At 75.8% G+C, this 17,562-nt stretch carries 15 protein-coding genes; 8 read left to right on the top strand and 7 right to left on the bottom strand.

Annotation, left to right across the window (positions count from 1 at the left end):
• Positions 1–7: 7 nt before the first annotated feature.
• The 7 genes from FN207_RS22590 to FN207_RS22560 are packed head-to-tail and all read left to right on the top strand — an operon-like array spanning position 8 to position 7,765.
• Entirely contained in the window at positions 8–1,498 is a 1,491-nt protein-coding gene (locus FN207_RS22590; protein WP_142460702.1) for an HAD-IIIA family hydrolase, read from the top strand.
• Complete coding sequence (locus FN207_RS22585; RefSeq protein ID WP_142460701.1) at positions 1,495–2,517, top strand: glycosyltransferase family 9 protein; 1,023 nt, start codon at positions 1,495–1,497, stop codon at positions 2,515–2,517. The genes FN207_RS22590 and FN207_RS22585 overlap by 4 nt, the downstream gene beginning before the upstream one ends.
• Complete coding sequence (locus FN207_RS22580; RefSeq protein WP_142460700.1) at positions 2,514–3,494, top strand: glycosyltransferase; 981 nt, start codon at positions 2,514–2,516, stop codon at positions 3,492–3,494. The genes FN207_RS22585 and FN207_RS22580 overlap by 4 nt, the downstream gene beginning before the upstream one ends.
• On the top strand, positions 3,491–4,735 hold the full coding sequence (locus FN207_RS22575; protein ID WP_142460699.1) for a glycosyltransferase: 1,245 nt from the start codon (positions 3,491–3,493) through the stop codon (positions 4,733–4,735). The genes FN207_RS22580 and FN207_RS22575 overlap by 4 nt, the downstream gene beginning before the upstream one ends.
• Positions 4,736–4,755: 20 nt before the next feature.
• Positions 4,756–5,436 (top strand): D-sedoheptulose-7-phosphate isomerase, encoded by a 681-nt coding sequence (locus tag FN207_RS22570; protein WP_142460698.1) that lies wholly within the window; start codon positions 4,756–4,758, stop codon positions 5,434–5,436.
• On the top strand, positions 5,433–6,806 hold the full coding sequence (rfaE2, locus tag FN207_RS22565) for a D-glycero-beta-D-manno-heptose 1-phosphate adenylyltransferase (protein WP_142460697.1): 1,374 nt from the start codon (positions 5,433–5,435) through the stop codon (positions 6,804–6,806). The genes FN207_RS22570 and rfaE2 overlap by 4 nt, the downstream gene beginning before the upstream one ends.
• Positions 6,807–6,847: 41 nt before the next feature.
• Positions 6,848–7,765 carry a glycosyltransferase family 9 protein gene (locus tag FN207_RS22560; protein ID WP_142460696.1) on the top strand — a complete coding sequence of 306 codons (918 nt, stop codon included), beginning with the start codon at positions 6,848–6,850 and terminating at the stop codon, positions 7,763–7,765.
• A 118-nt stretch (positions 7,766–7,883) separates the two neighbouring features.
• Here FN207_RS22560 and FN207_RS22555 read toward each other — a convergent pair whose 3' ends face one another.
• From FN207_RS22555 to FN207_RS22525, 7 genes are all read right to left on the bottom strand, one after another.
• Positions 7,884–9,527, bottom strand: coding sequence for a VWA domain-containing protein (locus FN207_RS22555; RefSeq protein WP_142460695.1), 1,644 nt, complete (start codon positions 9,525–9,527; stop codon positions 7,884–7,886).
• A gap of 123 nt (positions 9,528–9,650) precedes the next feature.
• A complete protein-coding gene (locus tag FN207_RS22550; protein ID WP_142460694.1) occupies positions 9,651–10,628 on the bottom strand; it encodes a UDP-glucuronic acid decarboxylase family protein in 978 nt (325 codons plus the stop codon).
• Between the two features lie 190 nt (positions 10,629–10,818).
• Positions 10,819–12,129 carry an ABC transporter substrate-binding protein gene (locus tag FN207_RS22545; RefSeq protein WP_142460693.1) on the bottom strand — a complete coding sequence of 437 codons (1,311 nt, stop codon included), beginning with the start codon at positions 12,127–12,129 and terminating at the stop codon, positions 10,819–10,821.
• Positions 12,130–12,274: 145 nt separating this feature from the next.
• The gene (locus FN207_RS22540; RefSeq protein WP_142460692.1) at positions 12,275–13,438 is read right to left on the bottom strand and encodes a branched-chain amino acid ABC transporter permease; all 1,164 of its coding nucleotides are present in this window, start codon (positions 13,436–13,438) and stop codon (positions 12,275–12,277) included.
• A gap of 4 nt (positions 13,439–13,442) precedes the next feature.
• Entirely contained in the window at positions 13,443–14,324 is an 882-nt protein-coding gene (locus FN207_RS22535; protein ID WP_142460691.1) for a branched-chain amino acid ABC transporter permease, read from the bottom strand.
• A 41-nt stretch (positions 14,325–14,365) separates the two neighbouring features.
• On the bottom strand, positions 14,366–15,196 hold the full coding sequence (locus tag FN207_RS22530; RefSeq protein ID WP_246066282.1) for an ABC transporter ATP-binding protein: 831 nt from the start codon (positions 15,194–15,196) through the stop codon (positions 14,366–14,368).
• A complete protein-coding gene (locus FN207_RS22525; protein ID WP_142460690.1) occupies positions 15,189–16,070 on the bottom strand; it encodes an ABC transporter ATP-binding protein in 882 nt (293 codons plus the stop codon). The genes FN207_RS22530 and FN207_RS22525 overlap by 8 nt, the downstream gene beginning before the upstream one ends.
• Positions 16,071–16,246: 176 nt before the next feature.
• On the opposite strand from FN207_RS22525, the gene FN207_RS22520 reads away from it, so the two are divergent.
• Positions 16,247–17,482, top strand: coding sequence for a PucR family transcriptional regulator (locus FN207_RS22520; RefSeq protein WP_246066281.1), 1,236 nt, complete (start codon positions 16,247–16,249; stop codon positions 17,480–17,482).
• Positions 17,483–17,562 lie beyond the last annotated feature (80 nt).

Raw genomic sequence — 17,562 nt, 5'->3', positions numbered from 1 at the left:
CGCGATCATGCTCGCGGAGTGCACCGTCGTCGTGCCGACCATCGGCCGGCCGTCGCTCGGCGTGCTGCTCGACGCCATCGCCGCCGCGCCGGGGCCGCGCCCGGCAGAGCTCGTCGTCGTCGACGACCGGCCCGGCGGGCCCCCGCTCGAGGTGGACCGCCCCGGTCTGCCGCCGGTCCGCGTGGTCTGCACCGGGGGCGGCGGCCCCGCCCGCGCGCGCAACCTCGGCTGGCGGGTGGCCCGCACCCCGTGGATCGCGTTCCTCGACGACGACGTCGTCCCCGACCCCGACTGGTACGAGCGGCTGGCGGCGGACCTGACCGGGCTGCCCGCCGACGTCGCCGGCAGCCAGGGCCGGGTGCGGGTGCCGCTGCCGGAGGACCGCCGGCCCACCGACTGGGAGCGCGGCACCGCGGGCCTGGCCACGAGCGCCTGGATCACCGCCGACCTCGCCTACCGCCGGGCCGCGCTGGCCGCCGTCGGCGGGTTCGACGAGCGCTTCCCGCGCGCCTTCCGCGAGGACTCCGACCTCGCGCTGCGGGTCATGGACACCGGCAGCCGGCTGGTGCGCGGCGAGCGCCGGATCACCCACCCGGTCCGGCCCACCGACCGGTGGGTCAGCGTGCGCGTGCAGGCCGGCAACGCCGACGACGTCCTCATGCGCCGGCTGCACGGCCCCATGTGGCGCGAGCGCGCCGACGCCGCGGTCGGCCGCCGGCCGCGGCACCTGGCCGTCACCGCGGCGGGGCTGGCCGCCGTCGGGCTGGCCGCCGCACGGCGCCCCCGGGCCGCGGCGGCCGCCGCCCTGGCCTGGGCCGCGGGCACCGCCGAGTTCGCCTGGGCCCGCATCGCGCCGGGCCCGCGTGACCGCGCCGAGGTGACCACCATGGCGCTGACCAGCGCGGTCATCCCGCCGCTGGCCACCTGGCACTTCCTGCGCGGTGCCGTGCGGCACCGCCGGGTCACGCCGTGGCGCGGCCTGCCCGACCTCGTCCTCTTCGACCGCGACGGCACGCTCGTGCGCGACTACCCCTACAACGGCGACCCGGAGCTGGTGAGGCCGGTGCCGGGGGCGCGCGAGGCGGTCGACGCGCTGCGCGCCCGCGGCGTCCGGGTGGGGGTGGTGAGCAACCAGTCCGGCGTGGCCCGCGGCATCATCACCCGCGCCAAGGTCGACGCCTGCATGGCGCGGCTCGACGAGCTGCTCGGCCCGTTCGAGACCGTCCAGGTCTGCCCGCACGGCCCCGACGACGGCTGCTCCTGCCGCAAGCCGGCACCGGGGATGGTCAAGGCCGCCTGCGCCGAGCTCGACGTCGACCCGGCGCGGACCGTGGTGATCGGTGACATCGGCGCCGATGTCGAGGCCGCCGCCGCCGCGGGCGCCGTCGGGATCATGGTGCCGACGCCGGTCACGCGGAAGCAGGAGGTCGCCGCCGCCCCGCGCCGGGCGGAGACGCTGGCCGCCGCGGTCGGCGAGGTCCTGGCGGGCCGGTGGTGAGCGCGCGCCGGGGCACCGTCCTCGTCGCCCGGCTCGACAACGCCGGCGACGTCCTCCTGCAGGGCCCGCTGGTCCGCGCGGTCGCCGCCGACGCCGAGCGGGTGGTGTTCCTGGCCGGTCCGGCCGGCGCCGACGCCGCCGCGCTGCTGCCCGGCGTCGACGAGGTCTGGACGTGGGCCTGCCCCTGGATCCTCGGCGACCCGCCGCCGGTGGACGCCGCGGACCTCGCCGCCTTCACCCAGCGGGTGCGCGCGCTCGCGCCCGACGAGGCCGTCATCAGCACGTCGTTCCACCAGTCGCCGCTGCCGCTGGCTCTGCTGCTGCGGGCGGCCGGCGTGTCCCGCCTGAGCGCCACCAGCGTCGACTACCCGGGCGCGCTGCTCGACGTCCGCCACCGGGTCGGCCAGGACGACGAGGTGGACCTGCCCGAGCCCGAGCGGGCGCTGTCGCTGGCCCGTGCGGCGGGCTTCGAGCTCCCCGACGGCGACGACGGCCGGCTCGCGGTGCGCCGTCCGCTGCCGGCAACGCCGCACGAGCCCGGGTACGTCGTGCTCCACCCGGGCGCCTCCGTCCCGGCCCGCGCCTGGCCCGCCGAGCGCTGCGCCGAGGCGGTCGAGGCGCTGGCCGACGCCGGGCACCGCGTGCTGGTCACCGGCGGACCGGGGGAGCGCGCCCTCACCGCCGCCGTCGCGGGCACCCGCGGCGTCGACCTCGGTGGCGCCACGACCCTGCCGGAGATGGCCGCCCTGCTCGACGGCGCCGCGGCCGTGGTCGTCGGCAACACCGGCCCCGCGCACCTGGCCGCCGCCGTGGGGACGCCGGTGGTCTCGCTGTTCAGCCCGGTCGTGCCGGCCGCGCGGTGGGCCCCCTACGGCGTCCCGACCGTGCTGCTCGGCGACCAGGACGCGCCCTGCCGCGACACCCGCGCGCGCGTCTGCCCCGTCCCCGGCCACCCCTGTCTGACCTCGGTGACCGCCGCCGACGTCGTCGCCGCCGTCGAGAAGCTGGTGAGTGCATGAAGGTCCTGGTCTGGCACGTGCACGGCTCGTGGACGACGGCGTTCGTCGAGGGCCGGCACGAGTACCTGGTCCCGGTGGTCCCGGATCGTGGGCCGGACGGGCTGGGCCGCGCGCGGACGTGGAACTGGCCGGCGTCGGCTCGCGAGGTGACGCCGGAGCAACTGCGCGACGAGGACGTCGACGTCGTCGTGCTGCAGCGCGTGCGCGACCTGGAGCTGGTGCGCGAGTGGCTGGGCCGCGAACCCGGGCGCGACCTCCCGGCGGTCTTCCTCGAGCACAACGCCCCCGGCCTGGAGGAGGGCGCCGCGCCGGTCCCGTACACGCGGCACCCGCTGGCCGACCGCGACGACGTCCCGATCGCGCACGTCACCCACTTCAACCGGCTCTTCTACGACAACGGCCGGGCGCCGACGACGGTCATCGAGCACGGCATCGTCGACCCGGGCGAGCGCTGGACCGGCGAGCTCGCCCGCGCCGCCGTCGTCACCAACGAACCGGTCCGCCGCGGCCGCACGGTCGGCGCCGACCTGCTGGCCGGGCTGGCGCAGGCCGCACCGATCGACGTCTTCGGGATGGGCCTGACCGGGCTGCACGAGCGCTACGGCCTCGACCCCGGGCGGGTGGCCCTGTACGACGACCCGCCGCAGGCCGCGATGCACACCGAGCTGGCCCGCCGCCGGGTCTACGTGCACCCGGTCCGCTGGACCTCCCTCGGGCTCTCGCTGCTCGAGGCGATGCACCTCGGCATGCCGGTGGTCGCGCTGGCGGCCACCGAGGTCGTCGAGGCGGTGCCCGCGGGGGCCGGCGTGCTCTCCACCCGGCCCGAGGTCCTCTGGGACGCGGTCCGCACCTACCTGCACGACGAGGACGCCGCCCGGCTGGCCGGCAAGGCGGCCCGCGCCGCCGCGCTGGAGCGGTACGGGCTCCCTCGCTTTCTCGCTGATTGGGATGCGCTTCTCGAGGAGGTCACCCGATGAGGACGCACCGCGTGTCCGGCGCACCGCTGCGCATCGACCTGGTCAGCGAGCACGCCTCGCCGCTGGCCGCGATCGGCGGTGTGGACGCCGGCGGCCAGAACGTGCACGTCGCCGCGCTGGCCGCGGGCCTGGCCGCCCGCGGCCACGACGTCACCGTGCACACCCGCCGCGACGACCCCGACCTCCCCGACGAGGTCCCCACAGCCGACGGCTACGTGGTCAGCCACCTGACCGCCGGCCCGGCCCGCGCGCTGCCCAAGGACGACCTGCTCGGGCACATGCCGGCGATGGCCGCCGCGCTGCGCGCCCGCTGGTCGGTGGCGCCGCCCGACGTCGTGCACGCGCACTTCTGGATGAGCGGGCTGGCCGCCGTCGAGGCCGCCGGGAGCCTGCTCACGCCCGTGCCGGTGCTGCAGACCTTCCACGCGCTCGGCTCGGTCAAGCGCCGCCACCAGGGCGACGCCGACACCTCGCCGGCGCAGCGCGTCGAGCTGGAGCGGGGCCTGTGCCGGGCGGTGGGCCACGTGGTGGCCACCTGCACCGACGAGGTGTTCGAGCTGCGCCGCCTCGGCCTGTCCCGCGACCGCGTCTCCGTCGTCCCCTGCGGCGTGGACACCACCGTGTTCACGCCGCGCGGGCCGGTGGCGCCGCGCTCGGACCGGCCCCGGCTGCTCGTGCTCGGCCGGCTGGTGGAGCGCAAGGGCCAGGAGGACGCCGTCCGGGCGCTGGCCGCCGTCCCGGACGCCGAGCTCGTCGTCGTCGGGGGCCCGCCCGCCGGCGCGCTCGACGCCGACCCGGAGGTGCGCCGGTTGCGCGCCGTCGCGGCCGGGCTGGGCGTGGCCGACCGGCTGGTGTTCACCGGCTCGGTGGGCCGCGCCGACGTCCCGGCGTGGATCCGCTCGGCCGACGTCGTCCTGGCGGTGCCCTGGTACGAGCCGTTCGGCATCACCCCGCTGGAGGCCATGGCCTGCGGCCGCCCGGTGGTGGCCACCGCCGTCGGCGGGCTGCAGGACTCCGTCGCCGACGGCGTCACCGGCGACCTCGTGCCGCCCCGCGACCCGGCCCGGCTCGGCGAGGTCCTCGCCGCGCTGCTGGCCGACGACCCCCGGCGCGCCGCCTACGGCGCCGCCGGGGTGCGGCGGGCCCGCGCCCGCTACCGGTGGGCTCGCGTGGCCGCCGACACCGAGGCCGTCTACCGGCAGGTCCTGTCCACCCGGCGTCCCGTCGAGGCCGTCCGATGAGCGCCCCTGGAGGCCGCCCGATGAGCGTCGCTCCCCACTCCGCCTTCGAGAGCACTGCCGGCGAGGCCGTCTCGCCCGACTCCTGCACGCACCTGACCGGCCGCGACCACGTCGCGTCCCTCACCTCGGCGCTGCGCAGCCTCGACGCCTCGGTCGACACCCTCGACCGCTGGGGCGGGCTGCTGGCCGACGTGCTGTGCGGGGAGTCGCGCGGGCGGCTGCTGGCCGCGGGGAACGGGGGCAGCGCCGCGCAGGCGCAGCACCTCACCGCCGAGCTGGTGGGCCGTTACCGCGCCGACCGGCCGCCGTTCTCCGCGATCTGCCTGACCGCCGAGACCTCGTCGCTGACCGCGATCGCCAACGACTACCCGGCCGACGAGCTGTTCGCCCGGCAGGTCGAGGCGCACGGCCGCGCCGGCGACGTCCTGGTGCTGCTGTCGACGTCGGGTCGCTCGCCGAACGCCGTCGCCGCGGCCCGCCGCGCCCGGGAGTGCGGCATCACCGTCCTGTCGATCACCGGCCCGGCGCCCAACCCGCTGGCGGCGGCGTCGGACGAGGCGGTCTGCATCGACTCCCCGTGGACGGCGACCGTGCAGGAGTGCCACCTGGTCGCACTGCACCTGCTGTGCGCGGCCTTCGACGCCGCGGTGCTGGCCGAGCCGGCCCGGGTGCCGCAGACGCGGCTCGGGGTCGCCCGGTGAAGCCGCTGGTCGTGGTCGGGGACGCGCTGCTCGACGTCGACCTGGTCGGCACCGCGTCGCGGCTGACGCCGGACGCGCCGGTGCCCGTGGTCGAGGACCTGGAGACCCGCGAGCGCCCCGGCGGCGCGGCGCTGGCCGCCGTCATCGCCGCGCAGGCCACCGGCCGCGAGGTCGTGCTGGTCGCCCCGCTCGCCGACGACGAGGGTGCCGCGCGGCTGCGGGCGCTGCTGACCGGGCGGGTGCGGCTGGTCGCCGTCCCGGCCACCGGCGGCACCGCGGTCAAGCGGCGGGTGCGCGTGGGCGACCACTCGGTCGTGCGCCTCGACAGCGGCGCCTCCGCCGTCACCCTCGGCGAGCTCCCGGACGAGGCGCGGGAGGCCATCCGCGACGCCGCCGCCGTGCTCGTCGCCGACTACGGGCGCGGCACGACGTCCGATCCCGCCGTCCGGGCGGCGCTGGACGCGGCCGGCGGCCCGGTGGTCTGGGACCCGCACCCGCGCGGCGCCGACCCCGTGCCCTCGGTGCGGCTGGTGACCCCCAATGCGTCGGAGGCAGCCCGCGTGGCGGCCGCCGCGGGCGCGCGCGCCGACGGCGACGGACTGGCCGCCGTGGGCGCGCGGGCCGAGGCGTTGATCCGGCACTGGGGCGTGGGCGCGGTCGCGGTCACCCTCGGCGCCCGGGGCGCGCTGCTGTCCTACGGCGAGGGCGCCCCGATGGTGGTCCCGGCCGTGCCGGTCACCGGCGGCGACGCGTGCGGGGCCGGGGACTCCTTCGCCGCCGCCGCGGCGCTCGCGCTCGCCGACGGCGCGGTGACCGGTGAGGCGGTGGCGGCCGCGGTCGCCTTCGCCGGGCGCTTCGTGGCCGCCGGCGGCGCCTCGGCGTGGGACACCTCGACGGTGCGGGAGCCGAACGTGGCGGCCGAGGACGGCGTCGCGGCGCTGCTGGCCCGCGTCCGCGCGACCGGCGGCACCGTGGTGGCCACCGGGGGCTGCTTCGACCTGCTGCACGCCGGCCACGTGGCCACGCTGCGCGCCGCCCGCGGGCTGGGCGACTGCCTGGTGGTGTGCATCAACTCCGACGAGTCGGTGCGCCGGCTCAAGGGGCCCACGCGGCCACTGGTGACCGCTCCGGACCGCGCGCGGGTGCTCGAGGCGCTGGAGTTCGTCGACGCCGTCGTCGTGTTCGACGAGGACACCCCGGCGGAGGTGCTCGACCGGCTGCGGCCCGACGTCTGGGCCAAGGGCGGCGACTACGCCGGCGCCGACCTGCCGGAGGCCGCGGTGCTGCGACAGTGGGGCGGCCAGGCGGTCGTCCTGCCCTACCTCGACGGCCACTCGACCACCGCCCTGGTCGAGCGCTCCCGCGTGTGACCTCCTCCGACTCCGTGCAACTCCGCGGAGTTGCACAGCCGGTGGCGGTCGTGCTCCGGCCGCTGGGGCTCGGTGACCTGCTCACCGGCGTCCCGGCGATCCGGGCGGTCCGCGCCGCCGTGCCCGGCCACCGGCTGGTCCTGGCGACCACGGCCGCGCTCGCGCCGCTGGCCGGGCTGGTCGACGCCGTCGACGAGGTGCTGCCCGCACGCGAGCTCGAGCCGCTGGACTGGGACCGGCCGCCGCCCGAGCTCGCCGTCGACCTCCACGGCAAGGGGCCGGCCTCGCACGTCGTCGTCGCCGACCTGCACCCGGCGCGGCTGCTGACCTTCGCCAGCCCCGGCTACCCCGGCCCGGCCTGGTACCCCGACGAGCACGAGGTCCGGCGCTGGTGCCGCCTGGTGTCGGAGGGCCTGGACGTCGCGGCCGACCCCGACGCGCTCGACCTCGCCGTCCCGGACGTGCCCCCGCCGGTCACCGGCGCCGCGCTCGTGCACCCCGGCGCGGCCTTCCCCGGCCGGCGCTGGCCGGCCGAGCGGTTCGCCGCGGTGGCGCGGCACCTGGCCGCCGCCGGGCACGACGTCCGCGTCACCGGCGGCCCGGCCGAGCGGGACCTGGCGTGCGCCGTCGCGCGCGGCGCCGGGCTGCCCGACGACGCGGTCCTCGCCGGGACGACGTCGACGCTCGAGCTGGCCGCCACGGTGGCCGCCGCCCGCGTCGTGGTCAGCGGCGACACCGGCGTGGCGCACCTGGCCACCGCCTACCGCCGCCCCTCCGTGGTGCTCTTCGGCCCGGTGTCGCCGGCGCTCTGGGGCCCGCCGCCACGACCACAGCACGTGGTCCTCTGGCACGGCGACGGCACCGGTGACCCGTGGGGCACCGAGCTCGACCCCGCGCTGGCGCGGGTGACCGTCGACGAGGTGACCTCCGCGCTGGACCGGCTGCTCCCCACCCGTTGACCGGCAGGGTGGGCCGATCGCGGGGGCCGGAGGCTCCCCGATCGGGACACGGGCAGCGGCTCTGCGTGAGTCGGGACGGCACGTGGCCGCGGTGTCGGCCGGTAGGCCGACGAGGTGCTCAGCGCTGGCGGAGGGCGTCGAAGAGGACGTCCTGCAGGTCGTTGGGGTCGACGGCGGAGTAGGAGGCCCCGCCGGTCGCCGCGGCGATCTCCTCCAGTGCCGCGACGTCGGCGTCCGGGCCGAGCGCGACCCCGATGACCTTGATCGGCCGCTGCGCGTCCACCTCGGACTCCAGCGTCTGCAGCAGCTCGTCCAGCGAGATGCCGGAGGAGTCCTCGTTCGTGCCGTCGGTGACCAGCACGACGCTGTTCACGGCGTTCGGGTCGTACTGGTCCCGCGCGGCGCGCACGGCGGCGAGGGTGGTGTCGAACAGGCCCGTGCCGCCGGGGGAGAGCCGGTCGGGGAGGGACTCGAACTGCTCGGCCAGGAACTCGCGCTGCGTGCCGCCGTCGACCTCGGCGTCCATCTCGCGGATGGGCGCGAGCTCGACCCAGTCCTGCTCGCCCTGCAGCTGGTAGGCGAACGCCCAGACGCCGCCCGCCGCGTTGCCGGGCAGGAGCTCCAGGGCGCTGAGCGCGGCGTCGCGCATCAGGGTGGCGCGGGTGCCGTCACCGGCGGGAGCCTCCATCGACTGCGACACGTCCCAGACGGTCAGCAGCCGCGACGGCGCGGCCAGCCGGGCGAGCTCGGCCAGCAGGTCGGTCGCCTGCTCGGCGTCGACCGCGAGGACCTCGGGGGCCTCCTCGCGCACGCCCGGGCCTGGGTCGGTCGGGGCGGTGCCCTCCGCGTCGCGGAAGCCGGCGGCCAGGACGGCGGTGCCCGCGGCCTCCGAGGTCAGCCGGCGGACGACGGCGTCGACGGCGGCCCGGTCGTCGTCGGAGGCCGAGCCCACCCGCAGCACCGGGTAGTCCAGCTCGGGGGAGCCCTCGGCCGGGTAGACGGCGACCAGCGAGGAGTCCTCGGCGCCGCGGTTGACGCTGATGACCTCCTGCTCGCTCATCGGCAGCAGCGGCGCCTCGGCCTCACCGGCCTGCGCCGCGGCGAGCGCCTCGGCGGGGGTGACCGACGGACCGCGGCGCGCGGCGAGCACGGCCTGCACGACGGCGTTGTCCGCGGCGTCCCCGCCACCGAGGGAGGAGCGGACGGCGGCCAGCGCGGCGACGCCCTCGGCGCTGGCGGCGAGGTCCGGGACGGCCACCGGGCGGGCACCGGACAGTGCCTCGCCCCACGGCGGCGGCGTGGCGCTCCAGCCCAGCTCGTCGGCGGCCGCGCTGCTGGTGCCCAGGACCACCGGCGAGGTGGCCATGGAGCCCGACGCGTCGAGCGGGGCGTCGCCGGCGCGCACGGCCCACAGGGAGCTGTCGGGCACCCACACCTGCGGCAGCGCGGACCCCTCGAGGGCGCCGAGGTCGCCGACCGTCTGCAGCGGCTCCTGGGCGGTGACCTCCGCCGTCGCGCAGGCGCCGCCGCCGAGGTCCTGCGGCTCGGCGAGCAGCTCCTGGGCGACGTCGCCGAGCTCGGGGGCGACGGTGACCCGGACGGTGCGGGTGGTCGCGCAGTCGCCGCCGCTGCCGTCGGAGCCGGCGAGCCACCACACGACGCCGCCGGCCACGAGGGCCACGACGACGAGGGCGACGATCAGCGCGATCGGCGCGGGTCGCTGTACGCGCCGCGCAGAGGTGGTGTCCGCGTGGCGGCCCATGAATGACTCTCCGTCAGTGTCCGGTTCCTCGGCGTGCCCACAGCCGCCCGTCCCAATGTAAACGTGAACCAGGACACGGAGGAGGGCCTCCGCCAGAGAGTGTCCGAGGACACCCGGCGCGGGTCAGCCGGCGCGCAGCTCCGCGGTCTCCCGCTGCTCGGCGAACCAGGCCACCGTGCGGCGCAGCCCCTCCTCGGAGGGGACCGTGGGCCGCCAGCCGAGCAGCTCCTCGGCCCGCCGGGTGTCGGGGCGGCGGACCTTCGGGTCGTCGACGGGCAGGTCGATGTAGGAGATCTCCGACGACGACCCGGTCAGCTCGACGATCCACTGCGCCAGCCGCAGCATCGTCAGCTCGTCGGGGTTGCCGATGTTCACCGGCCCCGGCTGGTCGGACCAGGCGAGGGCGAGGATGCCGCGGACGGTGTCGTCGACGTAGCAGATCGAGCGGGTCTGCGAGCCGTCACCGGCCACGGTCAGCGGGCGCCCGGCCAGCGCCTGGCCGACGAACGCCGGGATGGCGCGACCGTCGTCGGGGCGCATGCGGGGTCCGTAGGTGTTGAAGATCCGCACGATCCCGGTGTCGGTGCCCTTCGACGTCCGGTAGGCGGTGGTCATCGCCTCGCTGAAGCGCTTGGCCTCGTCGTACACGCCGCGCGGGCCGACCGGGTTGACGTTGCCCCAGTACTCCTCGGGCTGCGGGTGCACCAGCGGGTCGCCGTAGACCTCGGAGGTGGAGGCCAGGACGTAGCGGGCGCCCTTCTCGTGCGCGAGGCCCAGGGTGTGCAGGGTGCCGAGGCTGCCGACCTTGAGCGTCTCGATCGGCATCTTCAGGTAGTCCAGCGGGCTGGCCGGCGAGGCGAAGTGGAGCACGAGGTCCACCGGGCCGGGCACGTGCACGAAGTCGGTGACGTCGCAGCGCACCAGGCGGAAGCCCGGGTGCTCCATCAGGTGGACGACGTTCTCGGGCGTGCCGGTCAGGAAGTTGTCGAGGCACACCACCTCGACGCCGCGCTCGAGCAGGTGCTCGCACAGGTGGGACCCGAGGAAGCCGGCGCCGCCGGTCACCACCGCCCGCCGGATCGTCCGTGCCGCGCGCACCATGCCTGCTCCCGTCGTCTCGCCGTCCCGCCTCGTGCGCAGGACCTCCAGCGTCCCCTACCCGGAGATCAACTCCCGACACTTCGGGAGCTGAGTGTCCCCCTTCCTCACCCGGAACGGCGAACGGGCCGCCGGCCCCGCGAGGGGACCGACGGCCCGTTGCCGTCAGGTCAGGCGCCGTGGAGGGCCTGACTCAGTTGATCGGCTCCTCGTCCGGGATGCCGCTCTCCGGCGGGCTGGCCGGCTCGTTCTCGGCCTCGGTGATCTCGGCGTCGCCGTTGTCGGTGACGAGCACCGGCGTCAGCTCCTCCGAGCCCTCACCCAGCAGCCGGCTGACGAGCATGCCGCTGTAGCCGGCGTGCACGTCCTCCGAGTAGCGGAAGGGCGAGAAGCCCGGGCCCTCCCACTCGGAACCGGCCTGCTCGACGGCGGCGACCAGGTCGTCACGCGTCGGGTTCTGACCGGCGGACTGCAGGGCCTGCACCATCGTGTAGGCCTGCGACATGCCGTAGGCGCGGTAGTTGGTGAGCTCGCCCTCCTGGCCGGACTCCTCCCACACCCGCTGCCACAGCTGGGTCCACTCGTTGTCCGGGTTGTCCACGCCGGGGATGTACTCGGTGGTCAGCACGCCGTCGAGCAGGCTGGCGTCACTGACCGCGCCCTCGGAGAAGCGGGCCAGCAGCGAGCCGACCAGCACCGGGTCCGAGCCGACGTTCGAGTAGAACCACTGCGGGGCGTAGCCGAGCTGCAGTGCGGTCAGCTGCGACAGCGCCGTGTAGCTGGGGACGTTGAAGCCGAGGACGAAGTCCGCGCCGGCGGCCTGCAGGGCCGAGATCTGCGGACGGACGTCGGTGTTGCCCGGGACGTAGGTCTCCTCCGCGACGATCTGGTCCTCGAGGTACTGACGGGCACCGGCGGCGCCGTCCTCACCGAAGTCGTCGCCCTGGAGGAACAGGCCGACCTTGGCGTCGGGGAAGTTCTCGGCCACGTACTGGCCGATGATCTTGCCCTCGATCTCGTAGTCGGGCTGCCAGCCGAAGGTGTACGGCTTCTCCTCCGGGTCGTCCCACAGTCGCGAGCCCGAGGAGACGAACAGGTCGGGCACGCCCTCGCTGTTGAGGAAGTCGGTGACGGCGTTGTGGGTCGGCGTGCCGAGGCCCGACATGATCGCGAACACCTCGTCCTCGAGGACGAGCTGGTTCACCACCTGGCTGGTGTTGGTCGGGTTGTAAGCGTCGTCCCGGTAGACGAACTCGATGTCGCGGCCGTTGACCCCGCCGTTGGCGTTGACGAAGTCGAAGTACGCCTGGACACCGGTCGGGATCTCGCTGTAGCCGGGCGCCGCGACGCCGGTCAGCGGGTAGTGCGCGCCGAGCTTGATGCTGTCCTCGGTGATGCCGATGTCGGAGGCCTCGTTCTCCGCGCTGTCGCCGCCCCCGCCACCCCCACCGGAGTCGCCGCCGCCACAGGCGGCCAGGGTGGTGGCGACGGTTGCCGCGGCCACGAAGCTGACGAGGCGTCGTGAGGATCTTGTCAACGGTTCTCCTCTGGAGCGGACCCGGGCGCCTGTGCCCGGGAGTCTGATGGGGCGGGTGGAGCTGAGCCGGCCACGGGGCCGGATCGGGGGACAGCCGAGGGGTCCCGGCCCCTCACCCCCTGGTACGCGCGCCGGCCCGGCGGGCGCGCTGCTTCATCCAGGCCAGCCGGATCGACCCGACCAGACCGGCCGGGGCGAACAGCATGACCAGCACGAGGATCACGCCGTAGACGACGTAGGAGATCTCGGCGGCCTGGGCGGCGTCCATGTCCAGCGACTCCCCGGCGTCCCGGAGCGCGCGCGGCAGGAACACCAGCAGCGCCGAGCCGATGAGCGCCCCGAGGAGGCTGCCCAGGCCGCCGATGACGATGGCGGTCAGCAGGGACAGGGACAGGACGATGGTGAAGGCGGTCGGGGCCGTCAGGCGGACGACGAGCGCCAGCACGGCTCCGGCGAGCCCCGCCGCGGCGGCGCTGACCAGGAAGGCCAGGACCCGCCACGTGCCGAGGTTGATGCCGGAGAGCTCGGCGGCGACCTCCTGGTCGCGGACCGCCCGCCACGTGCGCCCGATGCGGCTGCGCATCAGGTTGGCCAGCAGAAAGTAGGTGACCAGCAGGCAAGCGACCGCGATGTAGGCGATCCACTTCACGCCCGAGGCGGAGTTGCCCGACAGCGTGCGGATGCCCTCGACGAACCAGTCCGGGCGGTCCGGCGAGGAGACCGTTAGGCCCTGCTCGCCGCCGAGGAAGTCGCGGAAGTACAGCGCCAGGCCCGGCAGGCCGACCGCCAGGGCGAGCGTGGCGCCGGCCAGGTACGGGCCGTGCAGGCGGGCGGCGGCGACACCGACGACCGCGCCGACGAGCGAGGTCAGCGCGATCGCGGCCAGGAAGATCACGACGAGCGGCAGGGGCTCCTCGACGTCGAGCAGCAGGGCCGTCGTGTACGCGCCGACGGCCATGAGGGCGCCGTGGCCGAGGGAGATCTGCCCGTTGAGGCCGGTCAGCAGCGTCAGGCCGCCCGCCGCGATGGCGTAGAAGGCGACGTAGCCGATCTGCGCGTTGAAGCCGAGGTCGGTCGACTCCAGCAGGATCACGGCGCCGACGGCGCAGAGGACCAGCACGAGCAGGTGCCGCAGCAGCGTGTTGCGCGGTAGCAGCGTGCGGCCGCCGGTGGCCTGCACGGAGCTGGCGTTGCTGGCGGCGGTGGCCGTGGTGGGCGCGTCGGAGGTGGCCGCGCCGGAGGCGGGGGAGGAGGCGGGGGTCTGCAGGTCGCTCACGGTGCTATGCCCTCCGCGTCTGGGTCGTCGAGAACAGGCCGCCGGGTCGCACGAGCAGGACCACGACGAGGACCACGAGCGCGGCGAGGCCGACCAGCTCGTCGCCGAGGTAGCCGCGCACGTAGCTGAGGGCCAGGCCGAGCAGCAGGCCGCCGACGACGGCGCCGATCGGGGAGTCCAGGCCGCCCAGAACCGCGGCGACGAAGCCGAAGACGATCAGCGCGTCCATGAACGTGGGCGCCACGAAGGTGACCTCGGCGGCGATGAGCATGCCGGCCAGCGAGCCGACGACCGCGGCCAGCGCCCAGCCGAGGGTCAGCATCCGGCCGACCCGGACACCGAGCAGCCGGGCGACCTCCTGGCCGAACGCCGAGGCGCGCATGGCCAGGCCGACGCGGGTGAAGCGGAACAGGGCGGTGAGCCCGACCATCACCAGCAGGACCGCGCCGAGGGTGAACAGGGTGTTGGGGCTCAGCGCGAGGGTGAAGTCGCCGGCCTTGAAGCCGATCGTGGAGAACGGCGCGACGAACGCGCGCTGATTGACCCCGAACAGCACCGAGATGAGCGCCTGGATGGCGATGAAGAGACCGAGGGTCACGATGACCGCGTTGAGCTCCGGCCCGCCCTCGACCGGCCGGATGACCACCCGCTCGATGACCGCGCCGATGACCAGCCCGGCGAGCAGCGCGACGACGAGGCCGACCCAGTAGGACTGGCCGCCCTCGATGAGGGACAGGGCGATGAACGTCGTGAGGGCGCCCATCGCGCCCTGGGCGAAGTTGACGATCCGGGTGGACCGCCAGATGAGCACCAGGGCGAGGGCGAAGGCGGCGTAGACCGCGCCGGTGATCACCCCGCCGAGGGTGAGGTTGACGAACTGCTGCACGTGAGGGCTGCCTTCCTGGGGTGCGGAGGAGCGGGGAGGGGCTAGAAGCCCAGGTAGGCGTGGCGGAGGTCCTCGTCGCCGGCGAGCCGGTGGGCGTCGTCGGTGACCACGACGCGACCGAGGTTGAGGACCACCCCGGTGTCGGCCACGGACAGCGCGCTGCGGGCGTTCTGCTCCACCAGCAGGACCGACAGGCCCTCGGTGTCGACGAGCTTGCGCAGCAGCGCGAAGATCTGCGCCACGATCCGCGGGGCCAGGCCCAGCGAGGGCTCGTCGAGCAGCAGCAGCTTCGGCCGGGCCAGCAGCGCGCGGCCGATGACCAGCATCTGGCGCTCACCGCCGGAGAGCGTGTGCGCCGTCGAGCCGCGGCGCTCCTTGATCCGCGGGAACAGGTCGTAGACCCGGTCGAACTCGTCCTGCCCGACCTTGCCGCGGAACAGCGAGCCGACCCGCAGGTTCTCGTCGACGGTCAGCTCGGCGATCACGCCGCGACCCTCGGGCACGTGCGACATGCCCTTGGTGACCATCGCCTCCACCGGCGACCGGGTGACGTCCTCGCCGTTGAGGACGACCCGGCCGGCGGTCGGGCGGACGAGGCCGCTGATGGTGCGCAGCAGCGTCGTCTTGCCGGCGCCGTTGGCGCCGAGGACCGCGGTGATCCGGCCCTGCTCGGCGCGCAGCGTCACGCCGTCGAGCGCCTTGACCGGGCCGTAGGCGGCCGACAGGCCCTCGACGGAGAGGACCGCGTCGGCGGTCGCGGTGCCGCCGCCGGCCACGACGTGGCTGCCGGTCGCGGCGCCCCGTCCGGCGTCGCCCTTGCTCAGGCCGGTCCCTGCGGCGCCCGCCGCGGTGCTGCCGTGCGCCTCAGCCACGGTGGGTCCCCCCGTCGGTGCCCGCCAGCTCGCTGACGTCGGTGGTGTCGTCGACGGCGTCGCCGAGGTAGGCCTCGGTGACCGCCGGGTCGTTCTGGACCTGCTGCGGCGTGCCGGCGGCGATCTGCTTGCCGGAGTCCAGGACGGTGATCTGGTCGCACACGCGCATGACCAGGTCCATGTGGTGCTCGACGAGCAGGACGCTCATCCGGCCCGACAGGTGGCCGATGAGGGTGCCCAGCTCGTGCATCTCGTCCTCGCTCAGACCGCTGGCCGGCTCGTCGAGCAGGAGGAGCTCGGGCTCGGCGACCAGCGCGCGGGCCAGTGCCACCCGCTTCTGCACGGGGTAGGGGAGGCTGCCGGGGTAGCGGCCGGCGTAGTCGGCGGCATCGAGCTCGGCCAGCGCCGTCATGGCCCGCTCGCGCAGCCGGGCGTCGTCCCGGTCGGAGGTCGGGATGGCGAACAGCGCGGAGAAGAAGCCGGCGCGGGCGTGCTTGTGCGCGCCGACCATCACGTTCTCCAGCACGGTGAGGCCGGGGAAGAGCCCGACCCCCTGCAGCGTGCGGGCGATGCCGAGCCCGGCCAGCTGCGCCGGCCGCAGCCGCCGCAGCTCCTGGCCGCGCCAGGTGATCGTGCCCTCGCTGTTGCGGACCAGCCCGCAGGCCACGTTGAACATCGTCGTCTTGCCGGCGCCGTTGGGCCCGATGAGGCCGTGCACCTGGCCCGGTTCGACGGTCAGCGACACGTCGGTCAGGGCCTTGATGCCGCCGAAGGTGACGCTGATGCCCGTCATCTCCAGTCGGGCGGTGGGCGATCGGTCCTGGTGCCGGGTGCTGCTGCCTGTGGTGTCCGGCGGCTGCGCCAAGGTGCCCACGTCTCCTCTGCGTCGGGGAGGTCGCCGCGGTCAAGCCCGGCGCACTCTCGCGTCGATTGGGTCACGGCTACGTCCGTATGAGCCTGAGGGCCGGTGAGGGCCGTCACAATGGGCTGACCGCACAGTGATGGGTGCCACGTGTTGTGCTCTGTGCGATGAACACCGGAGGTGAGCGCGTGCGGACTGCCCCCTGGGGGGTCGAGGAGCGCCTGGCTGAACTCGTGCCGGTGCTGCTGGACCGGCTCGACGAGATGACCGACCGGATGGTGGAGATCCTGGTCGAGACCGAGCCGGCCTACCGCGAGGCCATGTCCGGGGGCGACCCGCAGATGCGTGCCACGCTGCGGCGCAACCTCGAGGTCGGCGTCCGCGGGCTGCTGCCCGACGTGCCCGCCGCCTACCACCAGAGCCACGCCGAGGGTGCCCGCGCCGTCGGCCGCCTCCGGGCCGCCCAGGGCATCCCGCTGGAGGCCGTGCTGCGCGCCTACCGGCTCGGCGGGCAGATCACCTGGGAGGCGCTCGTCGCGCTGTCCCGCCAGGGTGACCGGCACGACGACGGCCTGCTGCTCGAGGTCGCCGGCTCGCTGTGGCGCACCAACGACCGCGGGTGCAGCGCCGCCGCGGAGGGCTACCGGGCCGAGGAGCGGCGCCGCTCGGGTCTCGACGCCGTCGAGCGGCAGCGGCTGCTCGACGGGCTGCTCGACGGCCGCGGCGGCGACCCCGCCTTCGCGCGCACCGCCGCCGACCTGCTGTCGGTGCCGCTGGCGGGCCGGCTCGCCGTCGCCGTCGCCCCGGTGCGCGACGAGGGGGACGAGCCGCTGGACCCGGCGGCCGCGCTGCTCAAGCGCGGCATCCGGTCGGCGTGGGGCACCCGGTCGCAGGCCGCGGTGGGCGTGGTCGGGCTCGGCAGCCGGCGGTTGCCGGAGCTGCTGTCCTGGCTGGGCGCCGTCGCATCCGGCCCGGTGGGGGTGTCCTCGGTGGTGGAGGGCGCGGCGGCCGTGGCCGGCGCCTACCGGCTGGCCGAGACCGCTGCGCGCACCCTGCCCGACGGCGTCGCGCGGGTGGTGACCATCGACGACCGGCTGCCCGAGGCGCTGCTGAGCAACTCGCCGGAGATCCTGTCCCGGCTGGTGAGCCAGACCCTGGGCCGGCTGCTCGAGCTGCCCGGGGACGAGCGCGAGGTGCTGCTGGAGACGCTGTCGGCGTTCCTCGACGCCGACGCCTCACCCACCCGCGCCGCCGACCTCCTCTACTGCCACCGCAACACGGTCATGCACCGGCTGCGACGGATCGAGTCGGTGACCGGCCGCAAGCTCACCGACCCCCGGGCCCGGCTGCTGTGGCAGCTGGCCCTGCTGGGCACCGGCCACCACGACGCCGGGCACCGGCGGCCGGTCCGCGACTCCGCCTAGGGACCCCAGGAGGGAGGCCGCGGAGCGACCTCTTCCAGCGGCCCCCTGCAGGGCCCCGCCGCGAGCCTGCGAGCGGTGGG

The sequence above is a fragment of the Geodermatophilus aquaeductus genome (genome assembly GCF_900182545.1).
Lineage (GTDB): Bacteria > Actinomycetota > Actinomycetes > Mycobacteriales > Geodermatophilaceae > Geodermatophilus > Geodermatophilus aquaeductus.
Note: the sequence above shows the minus strand (reverse complement) of the source record. Positions and strands in the feature narration are given on the sequence as shown.